This window comes from Clostridia bacterium (assembly GCA_036562685.1).
In the GTDB taxonomy this organism is placed as follows: Bacteria; Bacillota; Clostridia; order Christensenellales; family DUVY01; genus DUVY01.
On sequence record DATCJR010000181.1, the window covers coordinates 25086 to 40701 of the forward strand.

The 15616-nt window shown below is 37.4% G+C and carries 10 protein-coding genes; all 10 read left to right on the forward strand.

What is annotated here, in order from left to right:
• Positions 1-48 precede the first annotated feature (48 nt).
• The 10 genes from secD (at position 49) to VIL26_08135 (ending at position 15578) form a co-directional block, all read left to right on the forward strand.
• Positions 49-1437: a protein translocase subunit SecD gene (gene secD / locus VIL26_08090; protein HEY8390886.1), complete on the forward strand. Its 1389-nt coding sequence runs from the start codon at positions 49-51 to the stop codon at positions 1435-1437.
• Complete coding sequence (secF, locus tag VIL26_08095; protein ID HEY8390887.1) at positions 1434-2459, forward strand: protein translocase subunit SecF; 1026 nt, start codon at positions 1434-1436, stop codon at positions 2457-2459. The genes secD and secF overlap by 4 nt, the downstream gene beginning before the upstream one ends.
• A gap of 187 nt (positions 2460-2646) precedes the next feature.
• Positions 2647-5010, forward strand: a complete 2364-nt coding sequence (gene recJ / locus VIL26_08100; GenBank protein ID HEY8390888.1) for a single-stranded-DNA-specific exonuclease RecJ — start codon at positions 2647-2649, stop codon at positions 5008-5010.
• Between the two features lie 25 nt (positions 5011-5035).
• Positions 5036-7192 carry a bifunctional (p)ppGpp synthetase/guanosine-3',5'-bis(diphosphate) 3'-pyrophosphohydrolase gene (locus tag VIL26_08105; GenBank protein HEY8390889.1) on the forward strand — a complete coding sequence of 719 codons (2157 nt, stop codon included), beginning with the start codon at positions 5036-5038 and terminating at the stop codon, positions 7190-7192.
• 14 nt (positions 7193-7206) lie between these two features.
• Positions 7207-7809, forward strand: a complete 603-nt coding sequence (locus tag VIL26_08110; protein ID HEY8390890.1) for an MBL fold metallo-hydrolase — start codon at positions 7207-7209, stop codon at positions 7807-7809.
• The gene (gene hemZ / locus VIL26_08115) at positions 7781-9220 is read left to right on the forward strand and encodes a coproporphyrinogen dehydrogenase HemZ (GenBank protein HEY8390891.1); all 1440 of its coding nucleotides are present in this window, start codon (positions 7781-7783) and stop codon (positions 9218-9220) included. Before VIL26_08110 ends, hemZ begins: the two co-directional genes overlap by 29 nt.
• A gap of 181 nt (positions 9221-9401) precedes the next feature.
• Positions 9402-9665, forward strand: a complete 264-nt coding sequence (gene rpsO, locus VIL26_08120) for a 30S ribosomal protein S15 (protein ID HEY8390892.1) — start codon at positions 9402-9404, stop codon at positions 9663-9665.
• 58 nt (positions 9666-9723) lie between these two features.
• On the forward strand, positions 9724-11814 hold the full coding sequence (locus tag VIL26_08125) for a polyribonucleotide nucleotidyltransferase (protein HEY8390893.1): 2091 nt from the start codon (positions 9724-9726) through the stop codon (positions 11812-11814).
• 119 nt (positions 11815-11933) lie between these two features.
• Positions 11934-14564, forward strand: a complete 2631-nt coding sequence (gene ppdK / locus VIL26_08130; GenBank protein ID HEY8390894.1) for a pyruvate, phosphate dikinase — start codon at positions 11934-11936, stop codon at positions 14562-14564.
• A 213-nt stretch (positions 14565-14777) separates the two neighbouring features.
• Positions 14778-15578 carry a hypothetical protein gene (locus VIL26_08135; protein HEY8390895.1) on the forward strand — a complete coding sequence of 267 codons (801 nt, stop codon included), beginning with the start codon at positions 14778-14780 and terminating at the stop codon, positions 15576-15578.
• Positions 15579-15616 lie beyond the last annotated feature (38 nt).

Here is a 15616-nt window from a genome sequence, read left to right on the forward strand (position 1 = left end):
AAAAACTTATAATTAATTATTAGTGCGAGATTAGTATAAGGAGATATTATGCAAAAGCATAAAAAAGGCGCAATAGTCAAGTTAGTCTTAATTTCCATAGCTATTGCAATAGCGTTGTTTTTGGCGCTTGTACCGTTTAATGTTCCGTTTACAAATTACAAATATACGTCATTTGCAGGCGGAATAAAGCTAGGAATTGACTTAAAGGGCGGTATTTATGCCGTTTATGACATTGCGGACAATGAAGAAGACCGTACTAATTTGGATTCACGCTTGGAAGGTACGGTAAGCCGTCTTTATAGCATGATAACAGGCAAGGGCTATATGGAAGCTACCGTAAGTCGTGAAGGCAAAACACGCATTCGTGTAGAGGTTCCCGACCTTCAAAACCCCGAAGAATTGTTTGAGGTTATTGGTGAACCTGCCGTATTAGAGTTCAGAATTGATGGGGAAACTGTATTAACTGGTGATACTATTGAAAATGCGTACGCTTCTTATTCGGATACTGAAGGCTATTTAGTTCAGCTTATCTTTAATGCCGAGGGTACTAAGAAGTTTGGCGAAATAACAACAAACAACATTAACAAAACCATGGATATCGTGGTAAATGAGCAAGTTATTTCTTCTGCACAAATACGTCAAGCGATTACCAACGGAAAACCTGTTATAACTAGTCCCAATTTTGATTATCAATCCGCGAGCAAGCTAGCCAATCAAATTGTATCAGGTGCTTTTGATGTAAAACTTCAATTAATTGAATCAAGTGTGGTAAGTCCTACTTTGGGTGCCAATGCATTGACAACCAGTCTTATAGCAGGTGCTATTGGACTTGTAGGAATTATCATATTTTTGTGTGTTTTATACAGAGTAATGGGGGCTATGTCTTCATTATCCTTGCTGTTGTTTACAGCATTGTATCTGTTCTTTTTATGGGCATTGCCGTGGGTACAGCTGACATTGCCTGGTATAGCTGGTATAATCCTCAGTATTGGTATGGCGGTCGATGCTAATATAGTTATTTTTGAAAGAGTAAAAGACGAATATAGACTTGGAAAATCAATAAACGCATCCATAGCGGCAGGATTCAAAAGAGCGCTTGCAGCAATTATCGATTCCAACGTTACTACAATTATCGCTGCAGTCGTATTGATTGCTTTGGGGACAGGCTCTGTAAGAGGATTTGGTATTACATGGCTTATCGGTGTAGTCGTTTCTATGTTCTGCTCGTTGGTTGTTACTAGAGGATTGCTAAAAACATTCTTAAATATCAACAAGACAGACGCAAAATTGTTTAATCTAAAAAGAGATGACGATGTTACCGAAGTTCCGGATGATCATGACACTAAGGGTGACAGACCTCGTGGAATTTTTTCATTGGGCAAAGCAATAAAAAACAAATTTGCCGCAAAAAAACAAACTGGGAGCGTTAACGAATGAGCAGAAATTCTTTTTATAAAAGAGAATGGAGAATAGTTGACCACTGGAAATATTTTTTCTTGGTTTCAGGTCTTATTATACTTCTCGGTATTGTATTGTTATGTGTTCCCAAAATAGGTCTTAACTTAGGTATTGACTTTGAGGGCGGCTACTCAATAGAAATAAAATATGGCGGAACTTTGAACAAAGGTAACTATGACGAAAAATTAGCCGTTGTAGAAAGAGTAGTAGAAAACCTAAAAGATGAAGACGGCAAGCCCTATGGTTTGAAAGTCGCAAGAGCTCAAATGCAGGGCGAATCAGACGAAGCTTCAATCCTTATCAGATTCAAAGCAATCGGCGATGAAGATTTTATGGAAAAAGTTACCGATGATTTGAAAACTGCGCTTATCGCTGAATTAAAAGATAGCGAAGCTCCTTACGTCGGTACTGTAAAAGATTCGTCAGCTATATCACAAACTGTAAGCGGTGAATTGTTGTTTGCCGCAATAGCTGCTATATACTTGAGCCTTTTGTTTATGCTAGTTTATATAACAATAAGATTTGAGTTCAAAAGCGGCATTGCAGCAGTAGTAGCTTTGGCGCACGATGTTTTGATAGTGGTTTCATTTATGGTATTTTCACGCATTGAAGTAAACTCAACATTCATAGCGGCGATCATAACATTGATAGGTTATTCAATCAATAACACCGTTATTATTTTTGATAGAGTTCGTGAAAATTTGAAAAACCCCAACAATGCAGAGCTATCTTATGCTAAGATTGCTAATAAGTCAGTTAAGGAATCTTTCTGGAGAACATTCAACTCATCCTTGACTACTTTGTTTATAATAACCATATTGGCAATAATAGGCGTACCTTCAATAAGAGAATTTGCTTTACCTATCATTGTTGGACTTGTTTCTGGTATATACTCTTCATTGTGTTTGGCTCCTTCAGTTTGGACATTGCTTCAGTCCAAGAAAAAGAGAGCAAAGGGCGACCAGAAAGAAGAAAAGCAATCAGAGACTGTTACAGCATAAAAAATTACGACTTAGATTTAAAATACCCATGCACTGTTTTTTTAAAACAGTGCATTTTTTTATTTTAATGATTTTTTACATAAAATCGATTATGTACTTTTAGACAGCTTTAATATAAAAAGATTTTAATCTTTACAAATTCTCATATGTGACATATAATTATATAAAAAATATCAGTGAGTAATAGATGAATAGTATTTTTAAAAAACGGGATGAACAGCCCGTTAGTGTTCATTTTAATAATTTTAATCTAAAGCTATCTAAAACAGTTCTTGAAATATTATCTGCCAGGGGACTTCAAAGCGAACAGCAAATAAGACAATTTCTCAATCCCACAGAAAAAGACTTATACGATCCGTTTTTGCTTTCAGGTATGAGAGAGCTTACCAGCAGACTCCAAGAAGCCTGCCAAAACAACGAAACCATTGTCATATACGGCGATTATGACGCAGACGGAATATGTGCTACCGCAATTTTGTCTGATTATTTGGCTTCATGCGGAGCACAAGTTTATCCTTATATTCCAAGCAGAAATAATGACGGATATGGATTGAGTGTAGATGCATTGACCAAAATAATTGAGGATTGCACTCCTGACCTTATAGTCAGCTGCGATTGCGGAATTTCAGCAACCTCTGAAGTTGAATTTGTAATGGACCTTGGTGTGGATATTTATATAACTGACCACCATGAAGTTCCTGAAAATCCTCCTAGTTGCGTAATTATCAATCCAAAACTAAAAAATCAGGAATATCCCTTTGATATGCTTTGCGGTGCTGGAGTAGCATTAAAAGTAGTTCAGGCAATGGGCGGAATAAGCGCTGCTTCAAAATATTATGATTTGTGCGCGCTTGCGACCGTAGCCGACCTTGTACCTTTAATAGATGAAAACCGCACTTTAGTAGTTTTGGGACTCAAAAAAATAAATTCATCTTCTGTCAATCTGGGACTTAAGATGCTATGTCAATATCTTGGACTTACAGAACAGATAACTTCGTCTGATATAGCTTTTAGAATTTCGCCTAGAATAAATGCGGCAGGAAGAATGGGAGACGCTTATCGGGCTTTTGAATTGCTCACAGAAAAAGATAAGTCAAAAATTCTTGAATTGATTGAAGAAATAAGCGCAGACAATGAGCGCAGACGCGACATCTGTCAGGAACTGCATAATCAGGCTTTGGCGATGTTAAGTTCAGAAGACCTTGTCAATGAATATGCAATAATTTTACACAGTTCCGAATGGGAAAAAGGACTTACCAGTATAGTCGCAGCACAAATAAGCGGAGAATATCACAGACCCACTTTTTTGATGGTTGAAGTCAATGACAGTTACAAGGGTACAGCTAGAAGCATTGAAGGAATCAACCTATATGAACTGTTGTCCGAGATGTCGGATATAATGATAGAATTTGGCGGACATGCTCAAGCTGCTGGCTTTTCTATATATAAGGATAATCTGGAGATATTTAAGAAAAGGGTAAACAAATATATCAAGGAAAAGTATCAAAAGAATTTATTCCTGCCTTATAGCGTTTATGATATGGAAATTGACGAAAGTGTAATAGACGCGAAATTGATAAAAGAGCTTGATTTGTTAGAACCTTACGGTTTGGGCAATCCAAGACCGGTATTTAAGCTTACTGCAAAGTCGCTGTCAGCTGATTTTATGAAAAACAAATATAATCACGTTATCGCCAAAACGCCCGAAGAAAACACCATTGTTTGCTTTGGATATGGTAAGTTTGTCGAGCTTATGAATGCTTGTTCAGACTTTGAATTGGCGGTTGAACTTTCAATCAATAAGTACAAAAACAAAGAATACCCCACAATGGTTTTGAAGGATATTAACTTTTCATATATTAAGTCCATAAAAGACAACGATAAGCTGCATGCGCAGGCTTTGAAAACTTTATCGTTGAATGGAAAACATATTCCAAAATATGATATAATTAATCAAGATCAGTTGAATGGATTGATAAATAACGACAGACTTTACGGCACGCTTATTTTGTCCTATGATTTTGATTCGTATAAGCAGCTGCAAGAAAGTAATTTGTTAGCCCCGAATTTTGTGCATAATTATATCTATTCAACTACATGCAATAATTACAACCGCATAATCTTGGGCTGTGACTTTGATGTTGACTTTGGGGGCTTTGACACAATAATTTTTCTAGAAAAACCTATATCCGACAATGTCATATCATATATCAATGACCTAACTGATGCCAAAGTTTATGTCGTTGACAAAGAACTGTCATCATCAATTTTTGACGGGCTTACCACCGAAAGGGCAGTATTTGTGCGCGCTTATACAATATTGCAAAAATGTGAAATTGAGAAAGATAATTTCTTTTCGGTGTTTGAACAATATGTCAATGACGGGATTATAACCTACAAGCAGCTAATGCTGTGTTTGGTAGTGTTTTTAGAACTTGGAATATTGGATGTAAAATGGCAGGATTTTTGTATAAATCCTGTACAAGGTGTAAAAACGGACTTATCAAAATCAGAAATACTTAGAAAAATAGAAAAACTCATAAGCAGGTAAAAATACTTTAGCAGGTAAAAATACTTTGAAAGAAGAAGTACAAAAGGTTGGCAAGGAAGAAGAATTAATCGCTAAAATCAGGCATTACTATCCTAATGATAGTAAGACTCTTGAGCATGCCTATTTTTTTGCAAAAGAAGCTCATTCTTCTCAAAAGCGTGAATCAGGTGAACCGTATATAATGCACCCTATGGGCGTAGCCGACATTCTCATTGATTTGGGAATGGATATTGCTACCATTTGTGCTGCTTTTTTACATGATGTTTTAGAAGATACGCCTGTTAATGAAGAAAAGCTCAAACAAGAATTTGGAGCTGAAACTTGCGAGCTTGTAAAAGGCGTTACAAAATTAGACAAAATTGTATTCAAGTCCAAAGAGGAAGAACAGGCTGAAAATTTCCGCAAGATGTTTTTTGCCATGGCAAAAGACATCAGAGTCATTTTGATAAAACTTGCAGACAGACTGCATAATATGCGTACCATTTCTCCGCTTTCTGAAGAACGCCAAAAAGCAATGGCAAAGGAGACTTTGGAGATTTATGCGCCCTTGGCAGGAAGGCTAGGTCTTTCGTATATAAAATGCGAGCTAGAGGATTTGTGCCTAAAGGTTATGCATAGAGAAGTCTATGAAGAACTAGTAAAAGAAGTTAACCTCAAGCGTGCAGAACGCCAGGAAATGGTCAATAAGATAATAAAACAGCTTGTAGAAATCCTTAACGAACTTAATATCCCTGGAGAAGTAAGCGGTCGTCCTAAACATTTTTACAGCATATACCGCAAGATGACCACACAGCACAAGACTTTTGAACAGATTTATGACCTTACCGCAGTTAGAGTTATAGTAAATACCGTAAGTGACTGTTACGAAGTGCTTGGCAAAATCCATACTTATTGGAAGCCTGTTCCAGGCAGATTTAAAGATTATATAGCCGTTCCCAAACCCAACAACTATCAGTCATTGCACACCACTGTTATGACGAATTATGGTTCACCTTTTGAAATACAGATACGAACCTTTGAAATGCACAAGGTAGCCGAATATGGTGTTGCGGCGCACTGGAAATATAAAGAAAACCGTTCTAGCGCAAGCGATTTGGATATAAAAATCGGCTGGTTAAGAGAAGTAATGGATATGCAGGGCGAACTTGGATCTTCAAAAGAGTTTTTGGAGTCCGTTAAGTTTGACCTTTATAGCGGTCAGGTCTTTATATTTACACCCAAAGGCGATGTGGTGATTTTGCCAGAAGGTTCTAACCCTATTGACTTTGCATATAACGTTCATACTGATATAGGAAATAAGTGCGTTAGCGCCAAAATCAACGGAAAAATTGTTCCGCTGACTACACCTTTAAAAACAGGCGATTATGTAGAAATTATTACTTCATCTAACTCAAAAGGTCCGTCAAGAGACTGGCTAAAATATGTAAAGACTTCAGCGGCCAAAGCCAAGATACGTTCTTTTTTCAAAAAACAGATGAAAGAAGAAAATATCAAGCTTGGAAAAGATATTTTAGAAAACGACTTAAAAAGACGCGGTTATACAATGGCGCAGCTTTTCAAACCTGCATGGCTGGATTCGGTTATGTCTAAGCTGTCGCTTACTTCGCTTGAAGATATGTACGCTGCCATAGGCTACGGCGGCATTAATTCAGCGCAGGTTTTGGTCAAATTAATTGACTTTTATAAAAAAGAGCAATATAGTAAAACACGCGAAATCAAAACTCATGAAAAAGTGCATGAGGTTAATCATGGCGTCATAGTTCATGGCCAGACCGATGTGTTTGTCAGAATGGCAAAATGCTGCACACCTGTTCCGGGCGACAGTATAATAGGCTTTATTTCACGCGGTAGAGGAATAGTGGTACACCGCAATAATTGCCCTAATGTCAGTTCTATGGAAAAAGAGCGTCTTATAAAAGTTGAATGGGCAAAAGCCGAAACCAAGTTTTTTGCCAATGTGCAGATTATCGCTAATGACCATTCTGGACTTTTGGCTAAGGTATCCAATGTGTTTGCAGAGCAAAAGCTGTCTATCGGTTCGGTAAACGCCAAGATTTCCAAAGCAGGCAAAGCTGTGATGAACTTAAGCGTAAAAGTTGAAAAAACATCAGACCTTGAAAATCTGTTTACAAAATTAAGACAGCTGGAAGAGGTTGACGAAGTAAGGCGTATAACCAATTAACTTAGGAAAAAATTATGAATATAAAAACAATTACGACAGACCTTGTTCAGAGCAACACATATATAATAACATCTAATAAATCAGCTGTTATAATTGATCCGTCAGGTACGGACAAAATCTTTTTTAAGATTGAAAGCTGTCTTAAGGATATTAGATTAAAGGCCGTATTGTTTACACACGGACATTTTGACCACGTAGCATTGGGACATAAATATGAAGGAAAAGTTCCTATTTATATCCATAAGCTGGACAGTTTTATGCTAAATTCAGACCAAAACTTAGGTGAAGATTTTGGATATGCTGTTAAGCCTTGCAAGGCTGATGTTTTGTTAAACGGCGGAGAGGTGCTAAAATTTGATGATATTACAGTCAAGGTTTTGCATACGCCTGGTCATACCCAAGGTTCTGTTTGTTTTGTAATAGATAATTATATTTTTTCAGGAGATACATTATTTAGAAGCAGCATTGGTCGAACTGACTTTGAAGGCGGTAGCCAAACTGCTATTCTAAAATCCATTAACTGCCTGTTTATGCTAGACGGTGATTATGTCGTTTATCCTGGACACGGCGAGCCTACAACATTAAGATATGAGCAAAAAACTAACCCCTACATTTAATATCAACATACCCAAGATTTTGACCGATACCGAGGACATAATCAGACTGTTTTTCAAAGATTACAAACGCGGCACTCAAGGCGATTTTTTTATAGACCAAGCTATAACATTTGAATCCGATTTGGTTATTAGCGTCATAAAAACTGATTTCAGCGGAGAATCTCAAGAGTTTACAGACACTCAGCAGTTTTTATATGTAAAAGGTTCGTTAGATTATTTAAAATATCTCAAAAGATTTGCCAAAAATGCGCTTTATAGGGTATTAAAAAGCCTTACAGGCAAAATATTGCCCTGGGGCAGTGTTACAGGCGTGCGTCCGACAAGACTTGCTTATGAACTTAAAGAAAGCGGTATTGAAGAAAATAATATAGAGTCTATTTTGCAAAAAGACTTTGATATATTCCCGTCAAAGTCTAGGATTTTGAATCAGATTTTAAAAGCCCAAGAAGGCATATATACAGTTGACAAAAATGCTGTCAATTTATATGTCAATGTTCCTGTATGCACAACAAGATGCAGCTATTGTTCATTTATTTCTTCCGAACTAAAAAGATGCCAAAACTTGCTTGATAAATACAGCGAATTGGTTTCGCAAGAGATAAAATACTGCCTTGAACTTTTGCAATCTCAAAATAAATATATCCGAACTGTATATATAGGCGGCGGAACGCCTACTTCACTTGATATTATGCAGCTTGATAAAATTTTATCAGTGATACCTAAAAACACGCTTGAATTTACCGTAGAAGCAGGCAGACCGGATACAATAACCAAAGAAAAACTGGATTTGCTGGCAAGTCATAATGTAACACGCATCAGCATCAATCCCCAGACTTTTTCGGATAAGGTTTTGAAAGCTATCGGCAGAGAACACAGCACCCAAGATGTTATTGAAGCTTATAATCTAACAAAGCAAAATTATAACTTTGTAATTAATATGGATCTTATAGCGGGTTTGCCCGAAGATGATTTTGACGGTTTCAAGGATACCATTAATAAGACATTGGTGCTAAGACCTGATAATATCACTGTGCATACTTTGGCATTAAAAAATGGTTCTGTTTTGAAACAGCAGGATTATAATAACTTAGTTCTTATCGATGACATGGTAGACTTTGCTTATAATAGAATAACACAATCAGGATATACTCCTTATTATCTCTATCGCCAAAAAAATATGCTTGGCAACCTAGAAAACACAGGCTATTGTTTGCCCAATAAGCAATGCATCAATAATATAGATACGATGGAAGAAAGTATCTCAGTAATAGCCTGCGGTGCGGGAGCTATAAGCAAATGCCTGTTTGGCGGCGGGAGGATAGAGCGCAGTCCCAATGTAAAACATATAGACGAATACATCAGCCGTTTTGATGAGATGTTAAAACGAAAATCAGATTTGTTTCAAATTTGATTAATTATCCATAATTAAATTTATAGTTTTTCGCATAATAAAACAGTAAGGACAACTTAATTTATTTTACATCCGCTTTACCTTATGATATACTAAATCGATACCAAAACTTGGTTTTGCGGCTACTCCTCGCAATACTCAGTTCTTGGCTAATTTTATGAATCCATTAGGAGGTTAAAAAATGGATAAAAATTTAAAACAAGAAATCATCTCTAAATTCGCAAGAAAGGAAGGAGACACAGGTTCACCTGAAGTACAAATCGCATTGCTTACAGAGAGAATCAATCATCTCAATGAGCATCTCAACGTTCACAAAAAAGACTATCATTCAAGACGTGGTCTTTTGCAAATGGTTGGTACAAGAAGAAGTCTTCTAAATTATCTCAAAAAGGTGGACATTGATCGTTATAGAGATATTATCGAGAAGTTAGATATAAGAAAATAATGTTTTTAATAAGGGCGGAGTATCGCCCTTATTATTGTTTGTTGGAGGACATGACTGTATGGAATTAGGACAAGTTTTCAAGACAGAGTTCTGCGGAAGGGAATTAACTGTAGAAGTAGGAAAGTATGCTGAACTCAGTAACGGTTCGTGTATTGTTAGATGTGGAGATACCGTTGTCTTGACTAACGTAACAATGGCAGATGCCCCCAGGGAAGGAATTGATTTTTTCCCGCTGGGTGTTGACTTTGAAGAAAAGATGTATGCCGTGGGAAAAATTCCCGGAGGTTTCAAACGACGCGAAGGTCGTGCAAGTGATAAGGCAATTTTGGTCAGCAGACTTATAGATAGACCTATTAGACCATTATTCCCCAAAGGATTTTTTAACGATGTAGCGGTAGTATGTACTGCGCTTTCAGTAGATACCAATATACCCCCTGAAGTTTATGCAATGATAGGTTCTTCTATTGCATTGTCAATTTCAGATATACCTTTTTATGGACCTACTGGCTCGGTGGTTGTTGGTTATGTTGACGGCAAGTATGTTCTTAACCCTGATACCGAGGCCCGCTCAAAATCCCAAATGCATGTTTATGTAAGCGGAACAAAAGACGCTATCATGATGGTTGAAGCAGGCGCAAACATCGTAAGCGAAGATGTAATGCTAGATGGTATCTTGTTTGCTCATGAAGAAATCAAAAAATTAGTAGCTTTTCAAGAAGAAATTGTAAAAGCTGTCGGCAAGCCTAAAAAGCAGATTGAATATTATACTATTCCTGATGAAATCAATGTAGCAGTTAGAGAATATGCCGATAAGAAACTTGATGAAGCGCTTGACACATTTGACCGTGCTACAAGAGAAGAAAATCAAGAAAATCTTAAGAAAGATGTTTTGGATCATTTCAAGGACACTTATCCTGACAAAGCTAGAGAAATCGGCGATGTCTTGTATAATATGACCAAAGAAAAGGTAAGAGCCAAGATACTAAATCAAGGAATTCGTCCTGACGGCAGAAAGCTTACCGAAATCAGAAAGATTTGGTGCGAAACATCAATTTTGCCCAGAGTTCACGGCAGTGCGGTATTTACAAGAGGACAGACTCAAGCACTTTCAACAGCTACTTTGGGAACAATTAGCGAAGTTCAAAAACTTGAAGGTTTAGACGAAGAAAACTTCAAGAGATATATGCACCACTATAACTTCCCGCCTTATTGCACAGGCGAAGCAAAGCCTCTAAAGAGCCCTGGCAGAAGAGAAATAGGACACGGAGCTTTAGCAGAGCGTGCATTGGAACCTGTTATTCCGCCCGAATCTGAATTCCCTTATGCAATCAGAACAGTAAGTGAAATTTTGAGCTCAAACGGTTCAACTTCACAAGCAAGTGTTTGCGGCTCATGCCTTGCATTGATGGATGCTGGCGTGCCTATAAAAGCACCTGTTGCTGGTATTGCTATGGGTCTTATTAAGGACGAAGAATCTCACAAAGTTGCTATATTGTCTGATATTCAGGGACTTGAAGATTTCTTAGGCGATATGGACTTTAAAGTTGCAGGAACATCTGAAGGCATAACTGCAATTCAAATGGATATAAAAATCAAAGGTATCGATAAAGAAATTCTAAAGACCGCTTTGGAACAGGCAAGAGTAGGCAGATTGCATATTTTGGGCAAGATGCTTGAAGTTTTACCTGCTCCTAGACCTCAATTATCAAAATACGCTCCTAAGATTATTTCTTTTGATATTTCACCCGATAAGATTGGCGATGTAATCGGTAAGGGCGGCAAAGTTATCAATAAGATTATTGAGGAAACAGGCGTTAAGATTGATATCAATGACGATGGCAAGGTTATGATCGCATCCTTAGACCTTAATCAGGCTGAACTTGCTAAGAACAAAATCTTGGCTATAACAGTTGATCCTGAGGTTGGATTCCAGTATCAATGCTTTATCAACCGTATATTAGATTTTGGCGCTTTTGCTGAAATAGCTCCCGGAAAAGACGGCTTAATTCACATAAGCAAATTAGCCGATCACCGCGTAGAAAAGGTTACAGATGTTGTTAACGTAGGCGATGAGGTTATTGTTGAAGTAATCAAAATCGACAACGAAAAGAACAGAATAGACCTAAAACTAGTTAAGAAATTGAGCTAAATATTAAGCAGAGCAAAAATCTGCTCTGTTTAATATTTTTTTGTTGTTTTTAGTTACCAAAATTTGTTAAAATATATCAGGTTTATTTTATAAAAATACTATAAAGAAAGGAGTCAAAAATGTCACACAAGTATGTTTATCTTTTCAGTGAAGGCAATGGATCGATGAGAGAACTGCTGGGCGGCAAGGGCGCTAACCTTGCAGAAATGACCATTTTGGGTTTGCCTGTTCCTCAAGGTTTTACAGTCAGCACAGAAGCATGCACAAGATATTATGAGGATGGTAAAGTTATTGCTGACGAAATCAAAACACAGATTTTTGATGCATTAGCTAAGCTGGAAAAAATAGAAGGTAAAAAGTTTGGGGATGTTAGCAATCCATTACTTGTTTCCGTAAGAAGCGGTGCTCGCGCATCTATGCCGGGTATGATGGATACCATATTGAACCTTGGTCTTAACGATGAAACTGTTGAAGGACTAGCAAAACTTACTAACAACAAGAGATTTGCTTATGACTCATACAGAAGATTTATTCAAATGTTCTCAGACGTTGTTATGGAACAAGAAAAATCCAAGTATGAACGCATTTTGGATGAAATCAAAGAAAGAAAAGGCGCTAAGTTTGATACAGACCTTAACGCTGACGATCTAAAAGAAATCATTGATTTGTTCAAGAAGTTGTATAAAGATGGCGTTGGAGAAGATTTCCCTCAAGATCCCAAAGTTCAGTTGATTGAAGCTGTAAAAGCAGTATTCAGATCATGGGAAAATCCCAGAGCTATTGTTTACCGTCGTATGAACGATATTCCTAGTTCATGGGGAACTGCAGTTAACGTTCAAGCAATGGTATTTGGTAATATGGGCGAAGACAGTGGTACTGGTGTTGCATTTACACGTAACCCTTCAACTGGTGAAAACAAACTTTACGGCGAATATCTTATGAACGCTCAAGGCGAAGACGTTGTTGCTGGTATTCGTACTCCTAACCCCATTGACGTTTTGAAGACACAAAACCCTGAATTATATAATCAGTTTGCAAAAATTGCTAATACTCTTGAAAAACATTATAGAGATATGCAGGATATGGAATTTACTATCGAAAGAGGCAAACTCTATATGTTGCAGACTCGTAACGGAAAGAGAACAGCTAAGGCTGCATTGAAGATTGCTGTTGACCTTGTAAAAGAAGGCATGATCAATGAAAAAGAAGCACTTCTAAAAATTGATCCTAAGCAATTGGATTCATTGTTGCATCCTCAATTTGAAGCCAGCGCTTTGAAGAAAGCTACAGTTATAGCGAAAGGTTTGCCTGCTTCGCCTGGAGCTGCTAGCGGTGCTATAGTATTTACTGCTGAAACAGCCGTTGAATGGAAGAAAGAAGGCAAGAAAGTTGTTCTTGTAAGACAAGAAACCAGCCCTGAAGATATCGAAGGTATGTACGCATCTGAAGGTATTTTGACAGCACGCGGCGGTATGACTTCTCACGCTGCAGTTGTTGCTCGTGGTATGGGAACATGCTGCGTAGCAGGTTGCGGAGATATCAAGGTTGATGAAGAAAAGAAGATATTTACTTTAAACGGAAAAGTATATAAAGAAGGCGATCCTATTTCATTAGACGGAAGCACAGGCTATGTTTATGGCGAAGCTATTAAGACCGAACCTGCTTCTTTGACTGGCGATTTTGCTGTAATAATGGAGTGGGCTGACAAATATCGTGCATTACAGGTTCGTACCAATGCTGATACTCCTGCTGATACAAGACAGGCTGTTAAGTTTGGTGCAGAAGGTATTGGTTTGACACGTACAGAGCATATGTTCTTTGATCCTGACCGTATCCCTGCAATGCGTGAAATGATCGTAAGCAAGACCGAAAAAGAAAGAAGAAGAGCATTAGACAAATTATTGCCTATGCAGAAGAAGGACTTCAAGGGCATTTACGAAGCTTTGGAAGGCAGACCTGCAACAATCAGATTCTTGGATCCTCCTCTCCATGAGTTCTTGCCTTCAACTGAAGAAGATATTCAAGCTTTGGCAAAAGAAATGGGCTTGACCTATGAAGACCTCAAGAACACCGTTGATTCATTGCATGAATTTAACCCGATGCTTGGTCACAGAGGCTGCCGTTTGAGCGTAACTTATCCTGAAATAGCTGAAATGCAGACAAGAGCCGTTATTGAAGCAGCTATTGAAGTAAATAAAGAAAAAGGATACAATGTAGTTCCTGAAATCATGATCCCTCTAGTAGGCGATGTTAAAGAATTAGAATATGTTAAGGCTGTAGTTGTTAAGACTGCTGACGAAATCATCGCAAAGAGCGGCGTAAAGATGGAATATCATGTTGGTACCATGATTGAAGTTCCTCGTGCAGCTGTAACAGCAGATAAGATCGCTAAGAGTGCAGAGTTCTTCTCATTTGGAACTAACGACCTAACACAGATGACTTACGGTTTCAGCCGTGATGACGCTGGCAAGTTCTTGGATGATTACTACGCCAAGAAGATATTTGAATCCGATCCTTTCGCAAAACTTGACCAAGAAGGCGTAGGCGCTTTGGTTAAGATGGCTGTTGAAAAAGGTAAGGCTACTCGTCCTAACATCAAATTAGGAATTTGCGGAGAGCATGGTGGAGATCCCAGCACTATCGAATTCTGCCATAACGTAGGATTGACTTATGTATCCTGCTCACCTTTCAGAGTTCCTATTGCAAGATTGGCAGCAGCACAAGCCAACATTAAGAATCCTAGAAAATAATAATCTTACGGATTATCAAAAAGCCCTGTTTGAAATATAACAGGGCTTTTTTTATAGGTTTTTATGTTTAGTAGTTTTTTGATTGATTAGAAATTTCAAAATCAAATCAATAAACTTGTTAATTTTTGGTTTATATGATACAATTTGATGAAATGAAGTAAGATTATATACTGTTAAGATATCAAAATATGCCAAAGTTTTTTGGAGGACAAATTGAGTAAAAAAACGCTTCCAATAAAGACTATATACTATAAAGATGAACTCAACGACGAATTTTCGGGGATAAAAAGAAAGCTAAAAGTTATTGATGAATCATACAAATATATACCGACCAATAAGCTATGGATTTTTTTATCCAAGATTGTTTATGGTGTTGTGTTTGTTGCTGGTTTTTTATATACAAAAATCAAATTTGGGCTAAAAATCCAAAACAAAAAAGCCTTGAAGCCGTATAAAAAAACAGGATATTTTCTTTATGGAAATCATACTCAAGTTCCAGGCGACGGTTTTATACAAAGCATAGTATCGTTTCCCAAGAAAAATTATGTAATAGTCAATTCTGATAACGTTGCCCTAAAAGGTACAGAACATCTGATATTAATGCTTGGAGCAATGCCAATTCCGACGACAATAAAAGGCTTTAATAATTTTTATACTGCTATAGAAAAAAGGTGCCAGCGCGGAAACTCTATCGTGATTTATCCGGAAGCGCATATTTGGCCGTATTATACAGGAATACGAAATTTTCCTAAAACATCCTTTTTGTATCCCGTTAAATTCAAAAAGCCTGCTTTTTCTTTTACTGTAATATACAAAAAACGAAGATTTTTCAAAACGCCTGGAATTATTGTAAAAATTGACGGACCGTTTTTTGCCGATGAAACCTTAACCACGGGGCATGCAGCACAAAACTTACGCGATATGGTCTATGACGCTATGGTAGCCCGTTCAAAAGAAAGCGATTGTGAATATATAAGATATATACAGATGCCTGATAAGAGTGAGGATAACTAGCTTATGGAAACGATAAATCTATTATATTGTGCCAATGC

Coding starts and splice junctions, on each gene's coding strand:
- VIL26_08125 (HEY8390893.1), top strand. CDS start 9,724: ATGGAATTAGGACAAGTTTTCAAGACAGAGTTCTGCGGAAGGGAATTA.
- secD (HEY8390886.1), top strand. CDS start 49: ATGCAAAAGCATAAAAAAGGCGCAATAGTCAAGTTAGTCTTAATTTCC.
- ppdK (HEY8390894.1), top strand. CDS start 11,934: ATGTCACACAAGTATGTTTATCTTTTCAGTGAAGGCAATGGATCGATG.
- rpsO (HEY8390892.1), top strand. CDS start 9,402: ATGGATAAAAATTTAAAACAAGAAATCATCTCTAAATTCGCAAGAAAG.
- recJ (HEY8390888.1), top strand. CDS start 2,647: ATGAATAGTATTTTTAAAAAACGGGATGAACAGCCCGTTAGTGTTCAT.
- VIL26_08110 (HEY8390890.1), top strand. CDS start 7,207: ATGAATATAAAAACAATTACGACAGACCTTGTTCAGAGCAACACATAT.
- secF (HEY8390887.1), top strand. CDS start 1,434: ATGAGCAGAAATTCTTTTTATAAAAGAGAATGGAGAATAGTTGACCAC.
- hemZ (HEY8390891.1), top strand. CDS start 7,781: ATGAGCAAAAAACTAACCCCTACATTTAATATCAACATACCCAAGATT.